10 protein-coding genes and 1 pseudogene are annotated in these 14,520 nt (G+C 72.4%); 7 read left to right on the top strand and 4 right to left on the bottom strand.

The features are described from left to right. Positions 1–22 precede the first annotated feature (22 nt). The 7 genes and pseudogenes from groL to H9L22_RS20080 all read left to right on the top strand — a co-directional run bounded on the left by groL (position 23) and on the right by H9L22_RS20080 (position 11,094). A pseudogene (gene groL / locus H9L22_RS11450) lies at positions 23–1,649 on the top strand (chaperonin GroEL). Positions 1,650–1,842: 193 nt separating this feature from the next. Then, entirely contained in the window at positions 1,843–3,309 is a 1,467-nt protein-coding gene (locus H9L22_RS11445; RefSeq protein WP_187720038.1) for a DUF3375 domain-containing protein, read from the top strand. Beyond that, positions 3,306–3,944: a DUF4194 domain-containing protein gene (locus tag H9L22_RS11440; RefSeq protein ID WP_187720037.1), complete on the top strand. Its 639-nt coding sequence runs from the start codon at positions 3,306–3,308 to the stop codon at positions 3,942–3,944. The genes H9L22_RS11445 and H9L22_RS11440 overlap by 4 nt, the downstream gene beginning before the upstream one ends. Next, positions 3,941–7,267, top strand: a complete 3,327-nt coding sequence (locus H9L22_RS11435; RefSeq protein WP_187720036.1) for an ATP-binding protein — start codon at positions 3,941–3,943, stop codon at positions 7,265–7,267. Before H9L22_RS11440 ends, H9L22_RS11435 begins: the two co-directional genes overlap by 4 nt. Continuing rightward, positions 7,264–8,256, top strand: coding sequence for a DUF3322 domain-containing protein (locus H9L22_RS11430; protein ID WP_187720035.1), 993 nt, complete (start codon positions 7,264–7,266; stop codon positions 8,254–8,256). The genes H9L22_RS11435 and H9L22_RS11430 overlap by 4 nt, the downstream gene beginning before the upstream one ends. Before the next feature lie 151 nt (positions 8,257–8,407). Further along, complete coding sequence (locus H9L22_RS18935) at positions 8,408–9,790, top strand: hypothetical protein (RefSeq protein WP_226965813.1); 1,383 nt, start codon at positions 8,408–8,410, stop codon at positions 9,788–9,790. Continuing rightward, a complete protein-coding gene (locus tag H9L22_RS20080; RefSeq protein WP_320060617.1) occupies positions 9,787–11,094 on the top strand; it encodes an alpha-1,6-glucosidase domain-containing protein in 1,308 nt (435 codons plus the stop codon). Before H9L22_RS18935 ends, H9L22_RS20080 begins: the two co-directional genes overlap by 4 nt. A 17-nt stretch (positions 11,095–11,111) precedes the next feature. Here the strand turns inward: H9L22_RS20080 and H9L22_RS11420 are convergent, their stop codons facing one another. The 4 genes from H9L22_RS11420 to H9L22_RS11405 all read right to left on the bottom strand — a co-directional run bounded on the left by H9L22_RS11420 (position 11,112) and on the right by H9L22_RS11405 (position 14,517). Then, complete coding sequence (locus H9L22_RS11420) at positions 11,112–11,546, bottom strand: CueP family metal-binding protein (RefSeq protein WP_264292626.1); 435 nt, start codon at positions 11,544–11,546, stop codon at positions 11,112–11,114. A 255-nt stretch (positions 11,547–11,801) separates the two neighbouring features. After that, on the bottom strand, positions 11,802–12,215 hold the full coding sequence (locus H9L22_RS11415) for a hypothetical protein (protein ID WP_187720034.1): 414 nt from the start codon (positions 12,213–12,215) through the stop codon (positions 11,802–11,804). A gap of 64 nt (positions 12,216–12,279) precedes the next feature. Next, positions 12,280–12,669: a GNAT family N-acetyltransferase gene (locus tag H9L22_RS11410; RefSeq protein WP_187720033.1), complete on the bottom strand. Its 390-nt coding sequence runs from the start codon at positions 12,667–12,669 to the stop codon at positions 12,280–12,282. 303 nt (positions 12,670–12,972) lie between these two features. After that, positions 12,973–14,517, bottom strand: coding sequence for a glycoside hydrolase family 32 protein (locus H9L22_RS11405; RefSeq protein WP_187720032.1), 1,545 nt, complete (start codon positions 14,515–14,517; stop codon positions 12,973–12,975). Positions 14,518–14,520 lie beyond the last annotated feature (3 nt).

Here is a 14,520-nt window from a genome sequence, read left to right as displayed (position 1 = left end):
ACGGGAGGACTCCCGAAGAACCATGGCAAAGCTGATTGAGTTCAATGAGGCCGCACGCCGCGGCCTTGAGCGCGGCATGAACACCCTTGCCGACGCAGTGAAGGTGACGCTCGGCCCCAAGGGCCGCAACGTCGTCCTTGAGAAGAAGTGGGGCGCCCCCACCATCACCAACGATGGCGTGTCCATCGCCAAGGAAATCGACCTCGAGGACCCCTACGAGCGCATCGGCGCCGAACTGGTCAAGGAGGTCGCCAAGAAGACCGACGACGTCGCGGGCGACGGCACCACCACCGCCACCGTGCTGGCCCAGGCGATGGTCCGCGAGGGCCTGCGCAACCTGTCGGCCGGCGCCAACCCGATGGGCCTGAAGAAGGGCATCGAGATCGCGGTCGCCGCGATCGTCGAGCAGCTCTCCGACATGGCCATCGACGTCGAGACCAAGGAGCAGATCGCCGCCACCGCGTCGATCTCCGCCGCTGACACCACCGTCGGCGAGATCATCGCCGAGGCGATGGACAAGGTCGGCAAGGAAGGCGTCATCACGGTCGAGGAGTCGAACACCTTCGGGCTCGACCTCGAGCTGACCGAGGGCATGCGCTTCGACAAGGGCTACATCTCCCGTACTTCGTCACCGACGCGGAGCGGATGGAGGCGACCCTCGACGATCCGTACATCCTGATCGCCAACTCGAAGATCTCCTCGCTGAAGGATCTCCTGCCCGTGCTGGAGAAGGTCATGCAGTCGGGCAAGCCGCTGCTGGTCATCGCCGAGGACGTCGACGGTGAGGCCCTCGCCGGCCTGATCGTCAACAAGATCCGTGGCACCTTCAAGTCGGTCGCCGTCAAGGCCCCGGCTTCGGCGACCGCCGCAAGGCCATGCTGACCGACATCGCCATCCTCACCGGTGGCCAGGTCATCTCCGAGGAGGTCGGCCTGTCGCTCGACGCCGTCTCCCTCGACCTGCTCGGCCAGGCCCGCTCCGTCCTCATCACCAAGGACGAGTGCACCATCATCGAGGGTGCGGGCGAGACCGCGCAGATCGAAGGCCGCGTGGCCCAGATCCGTCGCGAGATCGAGAACTCTGACTCCGACTACGACCGCGAGAAGCTCCAGGAGCGCCTCGCAAAGCTGGCCGGCGGCGTCGCCGTCATCAAGGTCGGCGCGGCCACCGAGGTGGAGCTCAAGGAGCGCAAGCACCGCATCGAGGACGCCGTCCGCAACGCGAAGGCTGCCGTCGAGGAGGGCATCGTCCCCGGTGGTGGCGTCGCGCTGCTGCAGGCCGCTGCCGCCACGTCGTTCGACCTGACCGGTGACGAGGCCGTCGGCGCGCAGATCGTGCTCGCCTCCGCCTCGGCTCCGCTGAAGCAGATCGCCGTCAACGCCGGCCTCGAGGGCGGCGTCGTCGCGGAGAAGGTCGCGAACCTTCCCGCCGGCGAGGGCCTCAACGCGGCCACGGGCGAGTACGTGTCGATGGTCGCCAGCGGCATCATCGACCCGGCCAAGGTCACCCGCTCCGCGCTGCAGAACGCGGCGTCGATCGCGGCCCTGTTCCTCACCACCGAGGCCGTCATCGCGGACAAGCCCGAGAAGGCTGCTGCGATGCCCGGTGGCGACGAGATGGGCGGCATGGGCGGAATGGGCGGCTTCTGATCCGCACCTGACGCACAACGTCAACGCCAGGAGGGCGGTCCCGTTCAGGGGCCGCCCTCCTGGCGTGTCGGCGGACATGTACACGAAACGCCCGAAATCGTACGTATCCCAGGTGATGTGTACCCGGCGTCACCATGTCGTTCGTCGATGACGGCGCCGCGCGGGGTGCGCTGCGGGCGGTACCCTCCTCATCATGGTTGAACCGGGCGTCGCTGCGCGGGCCGTCACGGTCCGTCGGGCCGTCGATGGCCCCTTCCGGCTGCTGCGCGCCGACCTACTTCCCGTCGTCGTGGCCGTCCTCGGGCACCGCTTCGGGTCCACGCGGGTCATCGGGTACGCCGAGTTCGTCGAACAGGTGGCCCAGGACCTCGACGAACTGCGCGACGCCGGGTTCGCCCTCCCGCGCACGGCCCAGGAGTACGCGACCGACTGGGTGGCGAGCGGCTACCTGGTCCGCCGTCCGGGGGCCGCGGCCCGCGAGGAGACCGTGGAACTTTCGCGTTCCGCGGCCGACGTGGTGCGTTTCGTCGGCAGCGCGCAGGAGTCGCGCTCCGCCGTGACCTCCTCCCGACTGAGCAACGTGACCGGCCTTCTCGACGCGCTCGCCCGCGAGTCGGACCCCGACGCCACCACCCGCGTCCAGGGGCTGCGGGAGGAACGCGACCGCATCGACAGGGAGATCGCCCGCATCGAGGCCGGCGACTACGAGCCGCTCGACGACCTCATCGCCCGCGAACGGCTCACCGAGATCCTGCGCCTCGCCGGCGAGGTACCGGGCGACTTCGCGAAGGTGGCCGACGACCTCGAGTCGCTCAACGGCTCCCTGCGGGAGCAGATCATCAACAACGACGGCTCCCGCGGCGGGGTCCTGGAGGACGTCTTCTCCGGCGTCGACCTCATCGAGACGAGCGAGGCGGGGCGCACCTTCAACGCCTTCCACGAACTCCTGCTCGACAGTGTGCTGGCCGACCGTTTCGATGCGTCTGTCGAGGCGCTCCTCGACCGCCGGTTCACGGGCACCCTGCCCGCGGCGGAGGTCGTCTTCCTGCGCCGGTACCTCACTGTGCTGCAACGGGAGAGCCACCAGGTGCGCCGCAGCCTCACCGACTTCTCCCGCAGCCTCCGCCGCTTCGTCGAGACCCAGGAGTACCGCGAACACAAGCGGCTCGCCGAGGCGCTGAGCAGGGCCGACCAGGCCGCCCTCGCCGCGCTGAAGCGGCACCCGCCGACCGCCCCCCTGGGCCGTGACCTCGACCTCACCTCCACCCGGATCTCGTCGGTGGGGGCCTGGGCGCTGCACAACCCGGCCGACCTGCGGACCGCCGACAAGGTGGTGGCCAACGAGGTGCCCGAGCTGGACCTGGAGGCGCTGCGGCTGCTGGTCCGCCTCACCGAGATCGACTTCCCGGAGCTGGAGCGGCAGATCGCCGAGACGGTGACCGCCGCGCCCGGCGCGACCGTCGGAGACGTCCTGGCGGCGCACCCGGCCTCGCAGGGGCTCGCCTCGATCGTCGGCCTGCTGGTGCTGGCCGAGAACCACGCGACGGTGGCGACCGGCCGTGAGGAATGGGTCTGGACCTCCTCGCAGGGCAGCCGCCGCACCGTCTCCGCCCCGCGCTACGTGTTCACCGACGTCCCGACCCAGTGGAGCCAGCCATGAGCCTGCACAGTGCGCCCAGGAGAGCCGACGGCGAACCGGACGACTTCGACGACGACGTCGAGCCGGTCGAGGCTCCCGACGACCCGGGCGAACTCGACCCCGGCACCCGCAGACTGCTGCTGAAGCTGCTCAACGGCCCCTATGTCCGGGCCGAGGAGCACGCCAAGCTGTGGGCGGCCCTGGAGCGAAACGAGCCCGTCGTGCGCTCCCGGCTGGCCGACCTGTACCTCGAGCTGGTCATCGACCGTGACTCCGGTGTCGCCTTCGTCCGGAACCTGGCCGTCGATGACGCCCCGAAGGTGGTGCGGCGCCAGCCCCTGACCCTCCTCGACACCGTCCTCGTGCTCTACCTGCGGCGGCTGCTGCTCGCCGGCCAGGGGCGCGGGGGTCGCGTGTTCGTCGGCCGCGACGAGATCGAGGACCAGCTGCGCGGCTTCCTGGCCAGCGACAGCACCGACAAGAAGGCCCAGGAGGCAAAGGTGGCGCGGTCGATCGCGAAGATGACGGACAACTCGATCCTGCTGCGTGCCGAGGTCGACGACCGGTGGGAGATCTCCCCGGTGCTGCGGCTCGTCTTCGGAGCGGAAGAGGTCGCCACCGTCACCGCCGACCTCGAGAGGATGGCCGCAGAATGACGCAACACCGGCTCGCCCGCGTCCAACTCATCAACTGGGGCACGTTCACAGGGGAGTGGAGCTTCGCCGTTCCGTGGAAGGGCATGCTGCTGACCGGCCCCTCGGGTGCAGGCAAGTCGTCCGTCCTCGATGCCATGGCCGCGGTCCTCGTCGCGCCCGGCAAGCTCCGCTTCAACGCCGCCGCCCAAGGCACGGACACCCGCGACCACGACCGCAGCCTCGTCACGTACGTGCGCGGCGCCCACAAGCGGGAGGCCGACGAGGAGACGGGCGAGGTCGGGGCTGCGTTCCTCCGCAAGGGGCCGACGTGGAGCGGGATCGCGCTGACCTTCGTCGACGCGGCCGGCACGGCCACGAGCCTGGTGCGCCTCTTCCACATCAGCGGCAGCTCCGCCCAGCGCGAGGACCTGAAGTCCCTGTTCGCCGTCGCGCCGGGTGAGGTCGACCTGCTCGCGCTCCAGGGCTTCGTCGCCAACGGGATCGAGCACCGCCAGCTGAAGGCCGCGTTCCCCGACTGGCACACGTACCCGGCCGACAAGTACGGCTCGTTCTCCGAACGCTTCCGCCGCCTGCTCGGCATCGGCTCCGAGCAGGCCCAGGTGCTGCTGCACAAGACCCAGTCAGCGAAGAACCTGACGAACCTCGACGCGCTGTTTCGCGACTTCATGCTCGACGGGCCCGGCACCTTCGACCTGGCGGAGCAGATGGTCGAGCAGTTCGGCGAGCTGCGCTCGGCCCACACCACCGTCGTCGACGCCCGCAACCAGGTGGACGCGCTGCTCCCGCTGCGGCCGCTCGCCGCCGAGCTGGGCGACCTGGACACGCGCCACCGCGCCGTCGAGTTGCAGGCCGTGCACCTGGACGCCTGGCTGTGGGGACGGCGGCTGACGGCGGTGCGGGACGAGCTCGAGACCCTCCAGCCGGTGACGGCCAGGCTCGAGGCCGAGGTGGGCGCCGCCGAGACGGCGGTCAAGGTCGCGGAGGAGGAGCGGCGCCGCTGCCAGCAGGCCCTCGACAACTCGGGCGGAGGCGACGTGTCGCTGCTGGAGAAGGTGCGGGCCGGACATGTCGCGGACCGCGACCGGGTCATCGCCGAGCGGGCCCGCGTCGAACACTGTGCCGGACTGCTCGGGCTGGCGGCCCCCTCCAGCGCCGCCGACGTCGGCCGCTTCGCCGACGAGGTGGCCGGGCAACGGGAGGCGCTGGTCTCGCGGCGCGAGGCGTTCTCGGTGGCCCAGCGGGAGCGGCTGACCGCCAAGGGCGAGGCGACCGGTCGGCGGGGGCGCCTGGCGGACGACCTCGCCGCCCTGCGACGGCACCGCTCCAACCTGGACGCACGGCTGCTGGCCGTCCGGGAGAACCTGGCGACCGTGCTGCAGGTGCAGCCCGGCCGGCTCCCGTTCGTCGGCGAGTTGCTGCAGGTCCGCGCCGACGAGGCCCGCTGGACGGGTGCCATCGAACGGGTGCTCGGCAGCTTCGCCCGCACGCTCGTCATCCCCGCCGGCTACTACCGGGCAGCCGCCGAGTACATCGACCGGGAACACCTGCACACGCGGCTGGTGTATGAGCGGGTGGAGCCGGTTGACGGGGCGGTCCAGCCCGTCGAGGCCGACCTGCTTCCCGGCAAGCTGGAGGTGGCCGATTCGGAGTACGCAGGCTGGGTGGCCGAGCGGCTGGAACGCCGGTTTCGCTACGCCTGCGTCCCCGACCCGACCGCCTTCGGCGACCACGACCGGGCCGTTACAGTCAACGGCCAGGTGAAGCACTCGGCCGGGCTGCACGAGAAGGACGACCGCAGGCGCGTCGACGACCGCTCCCGCTGGGTCCTCGGGTTCTCCACGGGGGCGAAGGAGGCCGACCTCGAGGAACGACTGGCACGGGTCAACGCCGAACTCGACGGGATCGAGGCTGACCTGCGCCGGCTGGACGACGAGCAGGCGGACATCGAGGCCCGCTCCGGTGCGCTCCGCGGCCTGGACGGCCTTCAGTGGGAGAACATCGACCCCGCCGCCCACGAGGAGAGCATCGCGGGTGTCGACCGCAGGCTCGAGCAGTTGCGCAGTGACAACCGGGATCTGGCCCGTCTCTCGGCCGAGTACGAGCGTGCGAGCGATGCCAAGGCCCTCGCCGACCGGCAGGTGGGCGACCTGCGGCTGGCGCGGGACCGCCACGCGGGAACCGTCGCGGCAAAGACGACCGAGGCCGAGCGGCTCGCGGCCCGGCTGGCCGATGCGCCGCCCGTCCCGGTCGACGTGGCCGACGCCCTGACACGCGAGGCGGCCGGGCTCGCCGACGCCGACCTCGACGCCCGCCTGCGGGACCGGCTCCACCGTCGCTCCACCGAACTCACCCAGGCCATCGCCCGGACCGACCGGCAGGCGGGGCGCCTGATGGACGCCTACCGCAACGACTGGCCCGCGGCCGCCGCCGACTGGGCAGGAACGCGTGAGTACCTGCCCGAGTTCCTGGGCCGGCTCGACGAGCTGGAGGCCGACCGGCTGCCCGAATTCGAGGACCGCTTCTTCGACCTGCTCAACCGGCAGGCCCGCAACAACATCACCATGCTGTCCTCCCAGATCCGCAACGCCCGTGCCGAGATCCGCAGCCGGGTCGACGACGTCAACCGCTCCCTGCTGCTGACCCGGTTCAGCCGAGAGGGCATGCTGCAGATCAAGGTGCTGGACCGCTCGCTGCCGGTGGTCGACGAGTTCCGCCGCGACCTCGGCAGGATCACAGAGACCTCGCTGCTCGACCTGGGCGGCGCCGAAGCCACCGACGAACGCCGCGCCGCCGAGGAGAGGTTCACCCACATGGAGCGGCTCCTCGACCGGCTCGGCTCCGCCGATCCAGGCGACAGGTCCTGGCGCGAGCTGTGTCTCGACACCCGTCAGCACGTCGCGTTCCAGGCCAGCGTGGTCGACGACGACGGCGTCCAGGTCGACGTCTACACCGGGTCGGGCGGCCGCTCCGGCGGCGAGCGGCAGAAGCTCGTCACGTTCTGCCTCGCAGCCGCGCTGCGCTTCCAGCTCGCGCCCGAGGGACACACCGAGCCGACCTACGCGCTCGTCGTCATCGACGAAGCCTTCGACAAGGCCGACCACACCTTCACGCAGGCCGGGCTCGAGGTGTTCCGCACCTTCGGGTTCCAGCTCCTGCTGGCCACCCCCATGAAGATGCTGCAGACGATCGACGACTACGTCGGCGGCGTCGTGATGGTCACCAACCAGCCGGGACGGGGATCCACGCTGCAGGAACTGCACTACGACCTCGCCCGGCCGGCGTCCACGCCGGCGGCGGAGGCAGAGCAGGAGACGCTGGTGTGAGGAGCGTCGACGACTTCGTGGCCTTCGCCCGCAGGCAGTGGCGACGCCGGTACCCGGACTGGCTGGCGGGCGTGGCCGACGGTGACCTCGACTGGACGCTGCACCCGCCGACGCAGGCGGAGGCGCTGGCCAGTCCCGATGCGGTCGCCGCCTGGGCGACGTCCTGGCAGCGCTTCGGCGCCCGCCCCGGTGCCACCGTCGAATGGGTGTCGCGGCGGTGGCCGTCGATGGGCACCCAGCGGCTCCCTGCCCGCGTCCGGGCCTCGGGGGAGCTGGTGGCCGGGCTCGTGGGGCAGACCGCCGGCTGGGCGATCGCCCGCCAGGCCGTCGACGGGCTGACCCGGGGGTGGCCGGACCTGGATCTCGCCGCGGGGATCGCCGCCGCCGCACGCGGCATGCTGGCGCTCGAGGCCGACGATGTGCCGCGGCTGCACGCGGTGCTCGGCTGGATCTCCGCCCACCCCGATTCGGGGATCTGGGAGCGGGAGTTGCCCGTGGTGGGCATCGACACCAAGTGGGTCGAGCGGCACCGGGCGGCGATCGAGCCCCTCGCCGCGTCGATCACGGGCACGGGGACGGGGCTCAGGCGCCGCGGCATCGGGTTCCTCGTCCGCGACCTCGCCGCTGCGGCTGACAACACCGGCCTCAGCGTCGACCTCGCGGGGCTTGCCCGGCTCGGTTTTGTCTCGGCCGTCGTCCTCGTCGTGGAGAACCTCACCACCGTGGCGACGCTGCCGCCGCTGCCGGGGACGGTCGCGATCCACGGCATGGGGTTCGCCGCCCCCACCCTCGCCGAGGTCGACTGGGTCCGCGGCGCCGACGTCGTCTACTGGGGCGATCTCGACACCTACGGCTTCCAGATCCTCGGCCGGGTGCGCGCCGCGCTGCCGCAGACCCGCTCGGTGCTGATGGATGTCGAGACCCTGCGCGCGGCGGGCGACTTCGCCGTCACCGAACCCCGCCCTACCGCGGCGAGATCGGGCACCTGACCCTCGACGAGCTCTCCGCGCTCGCTGAACTTCGGGCCGGTGACCTGCGCCTCGAACAGGAACGCATCCCGCGGGAGCTGGCGCACGCCGCCCTCGCCGCAGCCGTCGCCCCGCACGGGTAGCCGCCCCCGTCCGCCGTCATACTGGCCCCATGGACGCCGTCGACTTCCTCGCCCACTGGGTCGACCGCGCCACGATCGCCTGGCCCGCCGACCTTGCCCCCGATCCCACCGCCGTCACCTGGGAACTGTGGGCCGCCCCTGCCGGCGGGCTTTCCGTCGTCGACGGCGTCGTCGCGGCCCGGCGCGCCCCTGCCGTCAGGATCGCCGGCCTCGCCCTCGATCCGTCCGGCCTGACCGTCCGGCAGCTGGAGGTCCGCGGCCACCTCGCCGGCTACCTCGCGCTGCGGGTGGCGGCCGACCGGGCCGACATCGAGCGGGCCCTGCTCGGGCAGGTCGCCGTCCTCCAACGCGGCCCCGGCGGCGAGCCGCGGCTCCTGACCGGGGTGCAACTCCCCGGCGTCCTCGACGACCTCTACGCCGACGCCGCCCGCGCCTCCACGCTCGGCCCCTCCTTCGGCCGGGACGGTGTGCCCACGGTGCGGCTGTGGGCGCCGACGGCGACCGGGGTGCGGCTCCTACTCGAGCAGACCTCCGCGGCGGCACCCGGCCGACGGTGGCACGCGCCGGTGTCGCTGCCCATGGCCCGCGGCCTCGACGGCGTGTGGAGTGTCACGGGGGAACCGGGCTGGCGGGACGCCCGCTACCGCTTCGCCGTCACGGTCTACGCCCCGTCGGTGGGGGCCGTCGTCACCAGCAAGGTCACCGACCCGTACTCCGTGGGCCTGACCGTCAACTCCACCCGCTCCGTCCTCGTCGACCTGGCCGACCCGGCGCTGGCCCCCGCGGGCTGGACCGACACGCGGGCCCCCCGGGTCGAACGGCGCGTCGACCGCGCCATCTACGAACTCCACATCCGCGACTTCTCCGCCCACGACGAGACCGTCCCCGAGGAGCTCCGCGGCACCTACTCCGCGTTCACGGTGCCCGACTCGGACGGCATGACCCGGCTCGCCGAGCTGGCCGCTGCGGGCATGAACACCGTCCACCTCCTGCCGTGCTTCGACATCGCCACCATCGAGGAGGACCGCGCCCGGCAGCGGGTCGCCGTCGTCCCGAGGCGGGCCCGGCCGACGAGGCGCAGCAGGCCGCCGTCGTCGCCGTGGCCGACCACGACGCCTACAACTGGGGCTACGACCCCTTCCACTACTCGACGCCCGAGGGCTCGTACGCCCCCGCCGACCGCCAGGAGGGTGGCGCCCGCACCGTCGCCTTCCGCGAGATGGTGGGCGCGCTGCACCGCGCCGGCTACCAGGTGGTCCTCGATCAGGTGTTCAACCACACCGCCGACTCCGGGCAGGGACGGGTCTCCGTGCTCGACCGGATCGTGCCCGGCTACTACCACCGCCTCGACGCCAGGGGCGCCGTCGAGAACTCCACCTGCTGCCACAACACCGCCACGGAGCACGCCATGATGGAGCGGCTCATGGTCGACTCGGTGGTGACCTGGGCCACCGCCTACCGGGTCGACGGGTTCCGCTTCGACCTCATGGGCCACCACTCCGGCGCCAACCTGCTCGCCGTCAGGAACGCCCTCGACGCACTGACCCTCGAGGCCGACGGCGTCGACGGCCGCGCCGTCCTCCTCTACGGCGAGGGCTGGGACTTCGGGGAGGTCGCGGGCAACGCCCGCTTCCGGCAGGCCACGCAGGGGCAGCTGGCCGGCACCCACATCGCGACGTTCAACGACCGCCTCCGCGACGCCGTCCTCGGCGGCTCCCCATTCGACTCGGACAAGGTGGCCGGGCAGGGCTTCGGCACCGGCCTGTTCAGCGACCCCAACGGGGCTTCGACGGCGACGCCCGAGCAGCAGCGCGCCGACCTGCTGCACCGGCAGGACCTGATCCGCCTCTCGCTGGCCGGAAATCTCCGCGACTACGCCTTCGAGACGAGAGACGGCCGCGTCCAGAGTGGCGCCGAGCTCGGCTACAACGGGCTGCCCGCCGGCTACGCCGAGGAGCCGGACGAGGCGCTGGCCTACGTCGACGCCCACGACAACGAGACCCTCTTCGACATTGGCATCTGGAAGCTCCCCGTCGGCACCCCGATGGCCGCCAGGATCCGGATGAACACCCTCGCCCTGGCGACCGTCGCGCTGGGCCAATCGCCCCTGTTCTGGCACGCGGGCACCGACCTGCTGCGCTCCAAGTCGCTCGACCGGGACTCGTTCAACTCCGGCGACCACTTCAACCGGCTCGACTGGGCCATGCGGCGCAACAACTTCGGCGTCGGGCTCCCGCCCGCCTCCCACAATGCCGCCCAGTGGGCAGCGATGCGGCCGCTGCTGGCCGACCCGGCGCTGACGCCGTCGCCCGCCGACATCGCCGAGGCGCACGCCCGGGCGCTCGACCTGCTCCGCCTGCGCCGCGCCTACCCGCTGCTGCGGCTCGGGTCGGCGCGCCGCATCCGGGCCAAGGTGAGCTTTCCGAACGCCGGCCCCGGCCAGAGCGCCGGGTTGATCCTGCTGCGCATCGACGACACCCGCGGCCGCGACGTCGACCCCGATCTCGACGGGCTGCTGGTCGCCTTCAACGCCTCCCCGGAGACGATCGTCGAGGAGGTCGACGGCATGGCCGGGCTGCGGCTGTCGCTGGCGCCGCTGCTGCTGGCAGGCGGTGATCCGGTCCTGACGCGGACGACGTGGGATGCGCCGTCGGGCACGCTGAGCATTCCCGGCCGCTCGGTGGCGGTGCTGGTGCAGCCCTCCGCGCCGGCCTGACCGGGGCCGGAGCCACGTCAGGCCAGCTGCAGCGTGGTGAGGCAGGTGGCGTCCTCGGCGCCGGTGGTGGCGATCGGCGCGGTGGCCGTCAGGCCGTCGGCGGTCACCGTCAGGGTCCCGTCGAGCCCACGGGGGAGCCAGAGGCCGAGGAAGCCGTTGTCGAAGGTGGTGGCCTCCGCCTCGTGGACGACCTCGCCCGTCGCGTTGTCGGTCACCGTCACCTCCACGACCGCGTTGCGCAGTTCACCGGTGCAGGTGGTGAGGCTGTGGAAGTAGCAGTCGTGTGTCTGCTCGACGTAGGGGGCGAAGGACACGTACGTCTCGTCGGCGGGCATCGGCAGCGTGAACTCGGCGCCGTCGGCACCCTTCAGCAGCAGTTCGTCGGGCCGGACGGAGGCGATCAGGTCGGTCGGCCGCTCGGCCAGGGGCGTGGCGTCGAGCCGGTCGATGATCTGGCGGGCGTCGAGGCCTGCCAGGTCGTGGGTCCGGAGGAACTCGTCGGCGGACGCGGGGGACGACTGGCCCGTGGTGGGGGTGGGCTGCGCGTCGGCGGCGCAGCCGGCCAGCGCGAGGGTGGCCGCGGCGAAGACTGCGGCGGCGAGGGCGAGGGGGCCTTCATGGTGTTCTCCTGTGATGTCTGCGTGGGGTCGCGCGTGGGCGCGGGGGTGTGGCGTGGTGGCGGCGCCGTCGGGACGACCGCCGGAGCGTCACGTGCGGCTGATGCAGAGAACCAGGAGGGACGGCGGCGGGGCCGGTCGGACCAGCCGCGACACCGTCACAGCGGCCCGGCGGGTCCGGGGCTCGACGCGGGACGCGTCGGCACGGGGCAGCCCGAGCGCCACGACGAAGGTGAGCAGCGCCATGGCGCACAGGGCCGCGGCGGCCCCGGGCGCGTGCTCGGGGCCCTCGGAGCCGAGCGGCGCGGGGGCGGCAAGGCCCGCGTCGGCATGGTGCGCCGCCGGGGCGGCGACCGGGGCATCGTGCGAATGGCCCCACGCGTTGAGTGTGCACACGGTGAGCAGGCCGACGATGAGGGCGAAGGCGAGAAGCGACCCCAGCACGACCGCGCGACGGCACGCGCCGCCGCGGATGCCGCCCCGTGTCGCCGTCGCTGTTGCCACGGTTCGACGATACCCGGTGGGGGTCACAGTGCCACTCCCGGGTCGGGGATGTGCCCGGCGGCCGTCAGCCGCCGGCCGGCCGAACCATCCGGTGCATGGGCGTGCCGCCCCAGCTGCTGCCGGCGAGGTGCCGCTCGTCGAGGTCGACGAACCCCAGACGGCGGTAGAAGCGTTGGGCGCGGGCGTTGCCGTCGATGAGCCAGAGGTACAGCGCGCGGCCGTCGTCGACGTCGGCGAACATGGCGGCGGCCAGGCCGGTGCCGTGCTGGTCGGGTCGGAGGTAGAGCCGCTCCAGCTGCCGCGCCGCCGGGGCGGGGGTGAAACCGGCGCCGATCTCCCAGTCCTGCGGCGCATCGACGATGCCGGCGACCCCGACGAGTTCGCCGTCGGCCTCGGCGACGAGGCGGCGGGCGGTGCCGGGGAGGCAAACGACGCGGCGAGGTCGGCGAGGCACTCCGCCCGGGCCTCGAGGTGCTGCTCGGCGAACGTCGCGGGCACGAGGCCGTCATAGGTGCGCACCTGCTCGGCCAGCAGGAAGGTGAACCACGCCTCGGCGTCGTCGGGCGTCGGGGGACGGAGGATGGGCTGGGGCACCGCCCGAGTCTAGTGTCAGCGGCCCACCCGGCCCCGGTCGCGCCCCCGACGCCCGTGCACGTTTCTCCGTGGAGCCGCCGCTGTGCGCATATGCACACAGCGGCGGCCTGAGCCAGCTTCGTGCCCGGATCCACGACGACGCGCGGCCGGCAGAGCCGGGGGATCAGATGATCGGCGTCACCGTCAGCGAGACGAGCTCGGCCACCCCGTCGGTGGCGAACCCGTCGATGCGGCCGGCGCCGCTGGGCGGGAACTGGAGCTGTGTGATCGTCCGCAGGCCGTCGGCTGCGAACACCTCGACCGATCCGCCGTCGATGTACACGTCCAGGTGGACGGGGCCGTCGGTCGCGGTCGCCGGCAGCGGCGCCTCGTCCCGGCTGAGGAACGCGTCGCCGACGCCGGGGTCGCGGCCCGCGCTGCGGTCGACGAAGACCCGGCCGGTGCGGGCGTCGTAGCCGACGAGCGTGCCGTGCTCATCGTCGCCGAGGAGGCGGAGCCCGCACGTAGACGCGGTGCCCGGCGCGAGGGTGACGCTGATGTGGGCCGCGGTCGCTGCCACATCGAGGGGGGTGACGCCGTCGAGGGTGGCCCCGTCGCGCCGGACGGCCGCGTCGGTCGCGAGCCTGCCCGCGAGCTCGGGCACGACGCTCTGGCGCAGGCGGGGGCCGGTCGGGGTCGTCACCAACTCCACGCGGCGCGGCAGCGCCATGCGGCTGCGGAGGATGGGGCCGACGGCCAGCGCGTGGGCGTACTCCCAGTTGTTCAGCCAGCCGACCATGACGCGGTGGTCGAGGCCGCCGGTGCCGAAGAAGGAGACGGCGGCGTAGTAGTCGCTGCCCCAGTCGAGCCAGTCGTAGCGCTCCAGCTCGGCCCTGCTCCCGGGCTCCAGGCCCGGATCGGCCGGGACCGTGGACTCGCTGCGGAAGGTGACGCCGTCGAACTCGCCGACGAAGTACTGGCCGGCGCTGCCGCCCGCCACGCCGCCGGGGTTGAGGTTGATGACGAGCACCCACCTGGTGGTGGCGGGGTCGCCGTCGACGGCCAGCTCGAACAGGTCGGGGCACTCCCAGATGCCGCCGGTCGCGTTGGCGGGCCCGAACTCGGACAGGTAGGTCCAGTCGCGCAGGTTGTCGCTGCGGTAGAGCACGACCTTCTTGTCCAGGGCCTCGACGGCGACCATGACCCAGTAGCTGCCCGCGGGGCCGTCGTAGCGGAACACCTTCGGGTCGCGGAAGTCGGCCGAGCCACGGTCGAGGACCGGGTTCCCGGCGTGCCGAAGCCAGGTGACGCCGCCGTCGAGGCTGTAGGCCAGCGACTGCGCCTGGATGCCCGGCAGCGTGGGGTGCTCGGGGGTGTGTGCGGAGGTGTAGATGGCCACCAGCGGTGCCGGGCCGTCGGGGGAGGTGCGGAAGCCGGCGGTGTCGTCGACATCGACGACCGCGGAGCCGGAGAAGATGCCTTCGATGGGGGTGCCGTCAGCGGCGACGCCCTGCTCGATGGCGACAGGACGCTCCGTCCACGTCACCAGATCGGGCGAGGTGGCATGCCCCCAGCTCATGTTCCCCCACGCCTCGCCGGAAGGGTTGTGCTGGAAGAACAGGTGGTAGACGCCGTCGGCGTGGACGAGCCCGTTCGGGTCGTTCATCCAGTTGCGGGCGGGCATGAAGTGGACGAGGGGACGACCCTGCGCGGAGGCGGTGTCGGACATGAG

This window comes from Tessaracoccus defluvii, assembly GCF_014489575.1.
GTDB lineage: Bacteria > Actinomycetota > Actinomycetes > Propionibacteriales > Propionibacteriaceae > Arachnia > Arachnia defluvii.
This window is presented reverse-complemented; position numbering and strand designations above follow the sequence as displayed.